Genomic DNA, 10,043 nt, shown 5'->3' with positions numbered 1-10,043 from the left:
CGCCGCCCGGCACGCCCAGTGCTTCGGCTGGGACACGGCCGCCGCCGCCACGGCCGACGTGTACACGGCCGCGGCCCAGGCCCACCGCCGTCACGTACGCTCGCACCATGGGTGAGAAAGCGGACCAGGACCGGGCGGCGCAGGTCATCGAGGGTTTCCTCAAGGGCGCCGAACTCGACTGGGAGAGCCCGGAGTCGGGCACGTTCATCGTGCAACTCCCGGGCACCCGCAAGCTGTCGACGACCGTCTCGTTCCTCGTCGGCCGCCACTCCCTCTCGCTCAACGCCTTCGTGATCCGCCACCCCGACGAGAACGAGACCGGCGTCCACCGCTGGCTCCTTGAGCGCAACCTCAAGCTGTACGGCGTGAGTTACGCCGTCGATCAGCTCGGCGACGTGTACGTCACCGGCCGGCTGCCGCTGTCCGCCGTGACAGAGGCCGAGATCGACCGCCTCCTCGGCCAGATCCTGGAGGCCGCCGACGGCAGCTTCAACACCCTCCTGGAACTGGGCTTCGCCTCCGCGATCCGTAAGGAGTACGCGTGGCGGGTGTCGCGCGGGGAGTCGACGCGGAATCTGGACGCGTTCACTCATCTGACTCGGCGGCCGACCGACTGATCGCAGCCTGACCCCTTCCCTGCTGACGGGGCTCCGTGGCATGCTCACCGCCAGCACATTTCTGAACGTCGTTCACATCCATGAAGAGCCGCGTGGGAGGACGTACGTACATGAGCCACACCCGTCTCACCAGACGAACCCTGCTCGGAAGCACGCTGGCCTTGGCGGTCCCCCTGCCGAAACCGGGACCCGAGGGCTCCAGAAGTGAAGTCCCCGCCCTCTGGCGGGAGTTCACCCGCACCCCCTTCACCCACCCGCAGATCCCCTACATCGGCGGGGCGGGCGCCCGGCGCCACCCCCGCCCCTCCCGGGTGTTCGACGTCCTCCGCTACGGCGCCGTCGCGGACGGCACCACCGACTCCGCCCCCGCGATCAACCGTGCCATCGCCGCCGCCGGCCGGGCCGGCGGCGGCACGGTCCTCATCCCGCCAGGCACTTTCCGCATCGACGACGTGATCCGCGTGGGCCACTCGAACGTGCTGGTCAGGGGCGCGGGCAGCGACCGTACGAAGCTCTGGGCGACCAAGAACCTCACCGAGCTGATCGGTGTCTACGGCTCCCGCTACGGCGGCGACAAGTCGTCCTGGTCCTGGGCGGGCGGCCTCATCTGGCTTGCCCCGACGGCCCGCCTGGACTCGCTGGTCGCCGCGATCAGGGCGAAGGCCTGGCCCTTCGAGGGCTGGACCGGCAACAGGCGTGACGAATGGCGGCAGTTGACGACCATCGAGCCGGCGAGGCAGGGCGCGTGGACGGTGAGGGTGGCGGATGCCTCCCAACTGAAGCCGGGCGAACTGGTGTTGCTCCGCCTCTCCGACGACACCGGCCACACCCTCCTCCAGCACATGGCGGGCGGCGGCCCCGGCCCCGAGGCGTACTACTGGGACGACAAGACGAAGCTGCTGTCGTACGTCCCCTACGAATGGCCCGTCCGCATCGCACACGTCCACGGCCGCAGGGTGACTCTCGAACGCCCGCTGCCCCTCGACCTCCGCCCCGAGTGGAGCCCTCAACTGACCACCCTTGTACAGGAGTTGACGGGCTCGGGCGTCGAGGGCCTCACCCTGGAGGCGGTCGAGACCCCGCAGCAGCCGCACCTCCTCGACAAGGGCTACAACGGGGTCGTCCTCCAATGCGCCTACGACTGCCGGCTGGACGACGTGACGGTCCGTCATGTCGACAACGGCTTCGGCCTGGTGGCATCCTCGGCGTGCACCCTGCGCGGTACGACGGTGGCGGGCCGCGGCTCGCACCACCCCTACTTCTGCCGCGAGGGCTCGCACGACAACCTCATCGAGGACTTCACGATCGAGGAACGGACGGTTCCGGCACCGGCCAACACTCAGCTCCACGGCATCAACGTCGAGGGCCTGTCCTCGTACAACGTCTGGTCGCGCGGCGACATGCGCATGGGCACCTTCGACAGCCACCGCGGCCTGCCCTTCGCCAACGTCCGCACCGACATCACGGTGAACAACAACGGCCGCCACGGCGGCGACGCGAACGCCGGCCCGCTCTTCGGCGCCCGCTTCACCCACTGGAACATCCGCGTCACCAACGGCCGCGCGGGCCTGATGAAGATCGACCAACTGGCGCCGTACAGCGCCACGGTGGGCGTCAACACGGTCACCGAGTTCGACCAGACCGACGTCCCGGACTTCACCGGCGACCTGCACTCACGCCTGGAGCTCTACGGCACGACGGACGTCGTACGGCCGCGGAACCTGTACGAGGCGCAGCGCGAGCTGTGACTCAGGTGCGCCACAGGGTGTCGTAGCCGATGAAGTCGAACATGCTGATGCCGGGCGGGAGTTGGCGTTGCTCGCCGGTGAAGCGGTGGGCGCCGACGGACGCGGTGACCGAGGGATCGGAGACCCACAGCCGCTCGAAGCCGCGCTGCTCCAGCCAGGCGCAGATCTGCGGGACGAGGTCCGGGGCCTTGCGGTTGCGCGTCCAGACCACCGTGCCGCCGGTACGGCAGAGTTGGGTGCAGTGGTCCAGGAGGCGTTCGACGTCCGGGTCGGTGATGTTGCCGAGGACGCCGCACAGGAGGACCAGGTCGGCGGGTGCGAGGTCGGCGTACTGATCCGTCGACGAGGCGTCCCCGGCGACGACTTCGACCCCGGGGAGGACTGCGGCCCGGGCGGCCTCGGTCGCGTCGGCGACGTTGCGTTCGTCCAACTCGACCAGCCGGGCACGGACTTCGGCCCTGCGCGGATGGTCGGCCAGTACGCCGATCAGGTCACGGCCCTGTCCGGCGCAGAGGCTGATCGCGGTGAGCGGGCCAGGCGGAGCGGTGTCGAGGGCGTACCGGACGCGTTCCTGGACCAGGGCGAGGCGCTCGCTGAGGTAGGAGTCGGGGGAGTCGTACGCGTCGTGCCACTCGTGCCAGTCCATGCGCGGAATCTAGCCGCGGTGTTGATCTCTGTCGCGTGAATAACGTCCCGGCGTGACTCCCACCAACTTCCGGAAATGGCGGGTGAGATGGGACTGGTCGTAGAAGCCGGTCGCCGCCGCCACCTCGCCCGGCGGGCGCCCGTCGAGCAGGAGCCGGCGGGCGCGGTCGACGCGTCGGGACATCAGGTACTGGTGCGGTGCGATGCCGTACGCGCCGCTGAACGCCCGTACCAGATGGGCGGGATGGGCGTGCACGAGCCGGGCGGCCTCGTCGAGCGCGATGCCCTCGGTGACGCGCTCGTCGAGGAGTTCGCGCAGGGTGCGGGCGAGGGCGGGGTCCGTGGTGGGGGCGGGGGAGGACGGCCGTAGGTGGGCGTGCAGTCGTTCGGCGATGAGGGTGAGGCGGCTCTCGGCCTCCAGTTCGTCGCCGGGGTGGTCGAGCGCGGTGTGCAACTCGCCTACTCGCAGCCGGAGTTCGGGATCGCGGAGGTCGGGCCGGTCGACGGCGGAACCGATCAGATCGTCCGGGAGATGCGTGCCGTCGAGATACAGGACCCGCTTGCGGAAGCCGTGCGGGGTGGCGGGGGAGCCGTTGTGCGGGACGTGCGGCGGCAGCAGGGACACCGTGTCGTGCGGGGTGCCGTGCTCGTGCCGGTCGAGGTCGTACCGTACGGCGCCGTCGTCCACGATCAGCAGCGTCCACGCGTCGTGCACATGCATCGGGTAGGCGTACTCGGTGAAGTGGGCGTGGAACACCTCGACGACACCGGGGATGCGGGGCCGCCACGCGGAGACTTCCTGCCGGAGGCGCTGCGGGGCCATGCAAAGAACGTACAAGACGGGGGCGTGGGGTGGTCGGCAGTCTCGCCGTATGAACACCGACATCACTGCTGAACCGATGCGTTTCGACACCAAGATCGCCGTCCTGCTGCGGGACGACCTGGAGCCCTGGCAGCGCCTGAACGTCACGTCCTTCCTGGTCAGCGGGCTGGGTTCGCAGGTTCCCGAGGTGATCGGAGAGCCGTACGAGGACGCGGACGGGGTGGCGTATCTGCCGATGTTCCGGCAGCCGGTGATGGTCTTCGAGGCCACGAAGGAGGTCATGGCGGCGGCCCATGCGCGGGTGCTGTCCCGTGCCCTGCCGCGCGCGGTCTTCACGTCCGACCTCTTCGGCACCGGCAACGACCGCGACAACCGGGCGGCGGTGCGGGCCGTCGCCACGGCCGAGCTGGATGTGGTGGGGCTGGTTGTTTATGGGCCTCGGAACGGGGTGGACAAGGTGGTGAAGGGGGCGCGGATGCACCCGTGACGCCATCCATGACCGAATCTGCACAGGGCGTGCGCAACCGCGGCGCGGGCGGGGCGCGTTGGGGCCGAGTTGTCCGGTTCCAACCGGCCACCGCACGGCCTGTCAGCCCGCTGTGCGCCGCCGAGTGTAGAGAACCCGGACCCAACTCGTGTGCACACTCACACGGTTCGGTCGCCGCCGGGTTCAACTGCCCTGCCGGGAGCGGGTTCGGACTGGATGCCCCGCACGTCGCGTGGTTTGATCCTGCGCATCGCGGCCCGCAGCCTGTCCCCAGCGGGACCGCATCCCCATGTGGACCACCACGCGAAGGGCAGTTTCCCCATGAACTCCGCTCCCCAGGTTCAGACCTCCGAGATCTCCGACGCCGAGCTCGACACCGTTTCCGGCGGCGTGAGCCCGCAGATCAGCATCAGCGTCGGCTCGACGACCCTCAGCAGTGCGGACCTCCTCGCCGAGGTCGACTCGGTCAAGGCGACTGTCCTGGGCACCCTCGGCGGCACCCTCGCTGCGCTCCCCCACAACGTCGGCGTGAACGTCGGCTACTGACCGACGCCCGTCGGCGGTCATCGCCGGTCATCGCCAGTCACGACGACGAGCCCCCTGCCGGCAGAAGATGTGCGGGCAGGGGGCTCGTCGTCGTCGGGAATGCCGTCGTCGGGAAGGTGATGGGTGATGGCGTGGCCGTGTCGTCGCAGGGCGGCCGTCAAGCCGCGCTGACCTCCGGTGCCGCCGCGGCGGCGGAGGGCTCGTGGGCTGCCGTCTCGTTCGCCGGCAGCCGCCGCATCAGCACCCCGTACCCCACCGCCGCCCCCGTCCCCACGACCGCGCACAACCCCCACAGCCACTCCGCCCCGAACCGGTCGATGACGAAGCCCGACATCAGCGGGGCGACGAGCGCGGCGACCGCCCAGGACAGGGTGTACATGCCCTGGTAGCGCCCGCGTCCCTGGACCGGGGAGAGGCGGACCACGAGGCCCGTCTGCGTCGGGGCGTTGATCATCTCGCCGAGGGTCCACACGCACACCGTGAGGGCGAAGACGCCGACCGAGCCGGCGAACGCGGTGAGCCCGAAGCCGTAGCCCGCGAGGATGGACGAGACGACCAACAGCCGCTTGGCGTCGCGGTGTTCGATGAGGCGGGTGACCGGGATCTGGAGGGCGACGATGAGGAAGCCGTTGACGGCGATCGCGGTGCCGTAGTCGGCGGGCGTGAACCCGGCCTCGCCCATCGCGACCGGCAGTCCGACCGAGCCCTGCTGGAAGACGAGGGCGACGAGGAAGGACAGCCCTACGACGCTCATGAACCGCCCGTCGCGCAGTACGGTCCCGAGCCCCACCGCGTCCACGGGCTTCCTGCCGTCGTCGGCCGCGACCGTGGGCCGGGACTCGGGCAGCTTCAGGAAGACGACGACCGCGCAGGCCGCCGTCATCCCGGCCTCCAGCAGGAACCCGGCGCGGTAGCTGACCTCGGCGATGAACCCGGCGGCCATGGAGGAGACGGCGAAACCGAGGTTGATGGCCCAGTAGTTGAGGGAGAACGCGCGGACGCGGTCCTCGGGGCGCACGATGTCGGCCATCATCGCCTGCACCGCCGGGCGGGACGCGTTGCTCGCCATCCCGACCAGGAAGGCGACACCGGCGATGGCGAGGGGGTCGTGCATGAAGCCGAGCAGCGCCACGGCCGCCGCGGTGGACGACTGGGCGATGAGGAGGGTGGGACGACGCCCGAGCCGGTCGGTCATCACGCCCGAACCGATGGACGAGACGACCCCGCCGAGCCCGTGCAGCGAGGCGACCAGGCCGGCGTAGGTGGCGGAGTAGCCGCGGTCGAGGGTCAGATACAGGGCCATGAAGGTCGAGACGAACGCCCCGAGCCGGTTGACGAGGGTGCTGGTCCACAGCCACCAAAACTCGCGGGGCAGACCGGAGACGGTTTCCCGGGCGGCACGTCTCAGGGCGGCGAGTGGCATGGATCGATCCCCCATGTAAGCGGCTACGGCGGTGAGCACAACTTACGAACAGGGCGCCCGGTCGGACCACTCAATTAACAGAAGCCGTCAACTGTCGGACGGAGGGGCGGGCACCCGGCGATGGCCCGAATGCGTGGATTACGCTCTGAGGCATGGCCGACGCACCGTACAAGCTGATCCTCCTCCGCCACGGCGAGAGCGAGTGGAACGCGAAGAACCTGTTCACCGGCTGGGTGGACGTCAACCTGAACGAGAAGGGCGAGAAGGAGGCGGTCCGCGGTGGCGAACTCCTGAAGGACGCCGACCTCCTCCCCGACGTGGTCCACACGTCCCTCCAGAAGCGGGCGATCCGCACCGCGCAGCTCGCCCTCGAATCCGCCGACCGCCACTGGATCCCGGTCCACCGCAGCTGGCGCCTGAACGAGCGCCACTACGGCGCCCTCCAGGGCAAGGACAAGGCGCAGACCCTCGCGGAGTTCGGCGAGGAGCAGTTCATGCTGTGGCGCCGTTCCTACGACACCCCGCCGCCCCCGCTGTCCGACGACTCGGAGTTCTCCCAGTCCGCCGACCCGCGCTACGCCTCCATCCCCCCGGAGCTGCGCCCCCGCACGGAGTGCCTGAAGGACGTCGTCGTCCGCATGCTCCCCTACTGGTACGACGGCATCGTCCCCGACCTCCTCGCGGGCCGCACGGTCCTGGTCGCGGCCCACGGCAACTCGCTCCGCGCCCTGGTCAAGCACCTCGACGGCGTCTCCGACACCGACATCGCGGGCCTGAACATCCCGACGGGCATCCCGCTCGCATACGAACTGGACGCCTCCTTCAAGCCGCTCAACCCCGGCGGCACGTACCTCGACCCGGACGCGGCTGCGGCCGCGATCGAGGCGGTCAAGAACCAGGGCAAGAAGAAGTAACCCGAGCTGTACAAGCCCCCTGCCTGTGGGTTCTCCGCCGGTAGGGGGCTTGTTGCTGCGCCGGTGCGACCAACGGCGACCGCTCGGTTCCCGAGCTCCCAACTACACTCGGAGACAAGTGAATTGGGGGGAGCGGCGATGCTGAAGTTCATGGACTGGTCCGTGGTCGCCATGGGGTGTGTGCTGGTTCTGGTGGCTCTCGGTGGGCGGTGGTGGGAGCGGGCCAAGGGGCACAAGGGAACCGGTCCCGGTCAGGGCACGCGCTTCTTCTGGGCGTGGCTTCCCCTGCTCATGGGGCTGGGGATGATCGCCGCCAACCTGCCGGCGCTGCTGCACGCGTCGCACACGGTCGTCATGACCATGGACACTCTCAACCTCGTCCTGGCGGTCACGACGATGGTCCTGGCCCTCCGGGCGGCACGTCACTTCTTCCGGGGACGAGGTCTTCGTACCCTCGAATGAACGTCCCCGCCCTGGGATTCGCATGAGACGCGGACGGCCCGGGTTCGCATCCCATGCGAACCCGGGCCGTCTCTGCGTGCGTCAGCGGGACCTCAGCGCCGCCAACTCGCCTTCACCAGCGCCGGTACGAAGCGCAGCGCGTCCACCGTGCCCACGCCCGTCGCCATGTCGTAGCCGTTGACGGCCGTGTAACCGGTCACGCCCGCGTACGTGTTGTTCGTGCCGTCGTTCACGTCGACGATGCCGTTGCTCTTGGCGCCGTGCTTCGCCAGCGCGTACAGCGCCTCGTTGATGTTGCCGACGCGGTGGCCGGCCGCCTGGTCGGCGAGGGCGACGATGCCCGAGAAGAGCGGGCTGGCCTCACTCGTGCCGCCGTAGACGTCCCAGCCGATCGCGGTCGGGTCGTAGCTGGAGTAGACCCACGCGCCGCCGTTGACCGCGGCCGCCATCGACACGTCGGGCGTGGCGCGCTGGGTGCCGACGATGCTCTTCACGCCGTTCTGGAAGGACGGGCGGGAGAACACGTGGGACTGGCCGCCGCCGCCCGCGCCGTAGTCGTTGTAGACGCTGTCGGGTGTGACGCGCTCGCCCTTGTCGTTCAGGTGGAGCTGCGTGCCGCCGATCGACGTGACCAACGGGTCGGAGGAAGGCCAGGAGTTGACGGGCTTGTCGTAGAGGGCCGAGCCGTCCAGGTTGTAGTCGGTGGCGCCGCCGTCGCCGGAGGAGGCGAGGACGGTGACGTGCTTGCGGCCCGCGTCCTGGAAGGCGTAGCGCAGCTTCTTGATGCTGGAGAAGTCGCCCTGGTCGAAGCCGGGGAAGGTGTTCTCGGTGGCGCCGAAGCTCTGCGTGATGACGTCGCCGACGCCGTGGTCGATCAGGTACTTCTCGGCGTCCATCATCTCCGGCAGGCCGGTGACGCCCTCGGTCTCGGCGACCGCCGTCTCCACCAGCACGATCTTCGCGTCGGGCGCGACCGCGTGGGCCATCTCGACGTCCAGGGTGGACTCGCCGGCCCAGCCGGTCATGTCCGCGTTGGTGGGGTCGAAGACGGGGACGTTGCCCCACTTGACCACGTTGACCTTGGCGCTCTTCAGGCCGAACTGCTTGCTGTAGACGTCGAGATCGTGCTGGATCGTCGGCGAGCCGAACGAGTCGACGATGACGATCGTGCGTCCCTTGCCCGTAATGCCCTTCCGGTACAGGGAGTTGAGGTTGTACGCGGTGCGGTACTGCAGCGGGTTGTAGCAGGCGATCTGCCACTTGGCCTCGCACTGCGCGCTGGAGAGCGGGCTCGGCACGTCGCGGGCGAGGGCGTGGCCGGCGATGGCCGGGATCGCCTTCGTCTGCGGTACGGCGGCGGACGCTGCGCTGCTGACGCCGGCCAGCGGGGCGGTCGCCAGGGCGGCGACGGCGAGGGTGGCGGTGGCGGCGGTGGAAGCCGCGATGCCGCGTCTGGTGCGCGCTATGTGCATGTATCGCCCCTGGATGATTGTGAGTTGCACGCGATGGTCTGCGTGCATCTCATCCAGTGAGACATGCACAGGACAAGTCAGTTGAACTGCCGATGCCGAAGCTTTTGCCCAAACAGCACCCAGTGCTCGAACGGTCCTGCCGACCGGGCGGGTCGACTCAGACCGCGGACCCGGCCCCGGCCAGCCGCCGGAACGCCTCGGTGGTGCGGGGATGCGCGATCTCGTCCAACAGGTGCCGCCACTCGGGATCACCCATGGCGGGGTGCGCCAGGTCCCACGCGGCCAGCAGCGGGGCGAGCGCGTTCTCGCCGGGGACCTCGGCCGGGTCGGTGAACTGCCTTGATTCCATGGGACGTTCCTTCCGGGCGGGCGATCGGTTGCGATCGACTGGGGACCAACTGGCTTCTACGATGCCTTCGTCCGCCCGCGTGAACCATGGAGCGCCCCACCCGATCGGGGGTGGGGCTGACCGCACCCCCGGGCACCGCCGAGCACCCCTGGCGCGGCGTCAGATCGAGTACGGCACCGCGTGCACCTCGTCCGCCCGGTGCCCCGCGCGCTCGTGGACGCGCTGGACCGCCTCGGGCGACGGGGCCTCCGAGAGGCAGTAGACGGTTCCGGAATCCGGGTCCGCCCAGGCCCGCTCGAAGTGGACGCCCTCGTCCTTCTCCACGGCGAGATCCGCCTTGTGGGCCGCCATCAACTGGTCGGCCGTGATGCCCTTCATCCCGTGATGTACGTCCATGTACTGAGCCATGGCCTCGCACCTCCTCGTGCTTCGCCCCTCCTCAATGCTGCGCTCCCACGCCGTCCGGGGCCACCGGCGGCGCCCGCACCCGCGAGGAGCACCGCCGGCCGGAGACGCCGGAGGGGCCACGGCGCCGTAGCACCGAGGCCCCTCCGGGA

Annotated in this window: 12 protein-coding genes; 6 read left to right on the top strand and 6 right to left on the bottom strand. The window is 69.7% G+C overall.

Annotated features, from left to right (window positions below; genetic code table 11):
• The first annotated feature begins 107 nt into the window (after positions 1 to 107).
• Complete coding sequence (locus R6V09_RS36370; RefSeq protein WP_317885739.1) at positions 108 to 617, top strand: YbjN domain-containing protein; 510 nt, start codon at positions 108 to 110, stop codon at positions 615 to 617.
• A 110-nt stretch (positions 618 to 727) separates the two neighbouring features.
• Positions 728 to 2,365, top strand: coding sequence for a glycosyl hydrolase family 28-related protein (locus R6V09_RS36365; protein WP_317885738.1), 1,638 nt, complete (start codon positions 728 to 730; stop codon positions 2,363 to 2,365).
• 1 nt (position 2,366) lies between these two features.
• On the opposite strand, the gene R6V09_RS36360 is transcribed toward R6V09_RS36365, so the two are convergent.
• Both R6V09_RS36360 and R6V09_RS36355 read right to left on the bottom strand, forming a co-directional pair.
• Positions 2,367 to 3,011 (bottom strand): class I SAM-dependent methyltransferase, encoded by a 645-nt coding sequence (locus tag R6V09_RS36360; protein ID WP_317885737.1) that lies wholly within the window; start codon positions 3,009 to 3,011, stop codon positions 2,367 to 2,369.
• Positions 3,012 to 3,020: 9 nt separating this feature from the next.
• On the bottom strand, positions 3,021 to 3,833 hold the full coding sequence (locus R6V09_RS36355; protein ID WP_317885736.1) for a helix-turn-helix transcriptional regulator: 813 nt from the start codon (positions 3,831 to 3,833) through the stop codon (positions 3,021 to 3,023).
• A 49-nt stretch (positions 3,834 to 3,882) separates the two neighbouring features.
• Between R6V09_RS36355 and R6V09_RS36350 the strand changes: the two genes are divergently transcribed.
• Together R6V09_RS36350 and R6V09_RS36345 are read left to right on the top strand one after the other, a co-directional pair.
• Positions 3,883 to 4,320: a DUF2000 domain-containing protein gene (locus tag R6V09_RS36350; protein ID WP_317885735.1), complete on the top strand. Its 438-nt coding sequence runs from the start codon at positions 3,883 to 3,885 to the stop codon at positions 4,318 to 4,320.
• Positions 4,321 to 4,641: 321 nt separating this feature from the next.
• Positions 4,642 to 4,866 (top strand): hypothetical protein, encoded by a 225-nt coding sequence (locus R6V09_RS36345; protein ID WP_317885734.1) that lies wholly within the window; start codon positions 4,642 to 4,644, stop codon positions 4,864 to 4,866.
• 157 nt (positions 4,867 to 5,023) lie between these two features.
• Here R6V09_RS36345 and R6V09_RS36340 read toward each other — a convergent pair whose 3' ends face one another.
• Complete coding sequence (locus tag R6V09_RS36340) at positions 5,024 to 6,289, bottom strand: MDR family MFS transporter (protein WP_317885733.1); 1,266 nt, start codon at positions 6,287 to 6,289, stop codon at positions 5,024 to 5,026.
• A gap of 152 nt (positions 6,290 to 6,441) precedes the next feature.
• On the opposite strand from R6V09_RS36340, the gene R6V09_RS36335 reads away from it, so the two are divergent.
• Together R6V09_RS36335 and R6V09_RS36330 are read left to right on the top strand one after the other, a co-directional pair.
• On the top strand, positions 6,442 to 7,203 hold the full coding sequence (locus tag R6V09_RS36335) for a phosphoglyceromutase (RefSeq protein ID WP_317885732.1): 762 nt from the start codon (positions 6,442 to 6,444) through the stop codon (positions 7,201 to 7,203).
• Between the two features lie 138 nt (positions 7,204 to 7,341).
• Entirely contained in the window at positions 7,342 to 7,665 is a 324-nt protein-coding gene (locus R6V09_RS36330; protein ID WP_317885731.1) for a hypothetical protein, read from the top strand.
• Positions 7,666 to 7,757: 92 nt separating this feature from the next.
• On the opposite strand, the gene R6V09_RS36325 is transcribed toward R6V09_RS36330, so the two are convergent.
• The 3 genes from R6V09_RS36325 to R6V09_RS36315 form a co-directional block, all read right to left on the bottom strand.
• Positions 7,758 to 9,137 carry a S53 family peptidase gene (locus R6V09_RS36325; RefSeq protein WP_317885730.1) on the bottom strand — a complete coding sequence of 460 codons (1,380 nt, stop codon included), beginning with the start codon at positions 9,135 to 9,137 and terminating at the stop codon, positions 7,758 to 7,760.
• 157 nt (positions 9,138 to 9,294) lie between these two features.
• A complete protein-coding gene (locus R6V09_RS36320) occupies positions 9,295 to 9,486 on the bottom strand; it encodes a hypothetical protein (protein ID WP_317885729.1) in 192 nt (63 codons plus the stop codon).
• A gap of 159 nt (positions 9,487 to 9,645) precedes the next feature.
• The gene (locus R6V09_RS36315) at positions 9,646 to 9,894 is read right to left on the bottom strand and encodes an SCO4226 family nickel-binding protein (RefSeq protein WP_317885728.1); all 249 of its coding nucleotides are present in this window, start codon (positions 9,892 to 9,894) and stop codon (positions 9,646 to 9,648) included.
• Between the last annotated feature and the right edge of the window lie 149 nt (positions 9,895 to 10,043).

This window comes from Streptomyces sp. W16 (genome assembly GCF_033194735.1).
Taxonomy (GTDB): domain Bacteria; phylum Actinomycetota; class Actinomycetes; order Streptomycetales; family Streptomycetaceae; genus Streptomyces.
This window is presented reverse-complemented; position numbering and strand designations above follow the sequence as displayed.

Excerpts from the sequence above, each read along its gene's own strand:
- R6V09_RS36370 (WP_317885739.1), top strand. The coding sequence starts at position 108 with ATGGGTGAGAAAGCGGACCAGGACCGGGCGGCGCAGGTCATCGAGGGT.
- R6V09_RS36365 (WP_317885738.1), top strand. The coding sequence starts at position 728 with ATGAGCCACACCCGTCTCACCAGACGAACCCTGCTCGGAAGCACGCTG.
- R6V09_RS36360 (WP_317885737.1), bottom strand. The coding sequence starts at position 3,011 with ATGGACTGGCACGAGTGGCACGACGCGTACGACTCCCCCGACTCCTAC.
- R6V09_RS36355 (WP_317885736.1), bottom strand. The coding sequence starts at position 3,833 with ATGGCCCCGCAGCGCCTCCGGCAGGAAGTCTCCGCGTGGCGGCCCCGC.
- R6V09_RS36350 (WP_317885735.1), top strand. The coding sequence starts at position 3,883 with ATGAACACCGACATCACTGCTGAACCGATGCGTTTCGACACCAAGATC.
- R6V09_RS36345 (WP_317885734.1), top strand. The coding sequence starts at position 4,642 with ATGAACTCCGCTCCCCAGGTTCAGACCTCCGAGATCTCCGACGCCGAG.
- R6V09_RS36340 (WP_317885733.1), bottom strand. The coding sequence starts at position 6,289 with ATGCCACTCGCCGCCCTGAGACGTGCCGCCCGGGAAACCGTCTCCGGT.
- R6V09_RS36335 (WP_317885732.1), top strand. The coding sequence starts at position 6,442 with ATGGCCGACGCACCGTACAAGCTGATCCTCCTCCGCCACGGCGAGAGC.
- R6V09_RS36330 (WP_317885731.1), top strand. The coding sequence starts at position 7,342 with ATGCTGAAGTTCATGGACTGGTCCGTGGTCGCCATGGGGTGTGTGCTG.
- R6V09_RS36325 (WP_317885730.1), bottom strand. The coding sequence starts at position 9,137 with ATGCACATAGCGCGCACCAGACGCGGCATCGCGGCTTCCACCGCCGCC.
- R6V09_RS36320 (WP_317885729.1), bottom strand. The coding sequence starts at position 9,486 with ATGGAATCAAGGCAGTTCACCGACCCGGCCGAGGTCCCCGGCGAGAAC.
- R6V09_RS36315 (WP_317885728.1), bottom strand. The coding sequence starts at position 9,894 with ATGGCTCAGTACATGGACGTACATCACGGGATGAAGGGCATCACGGCC.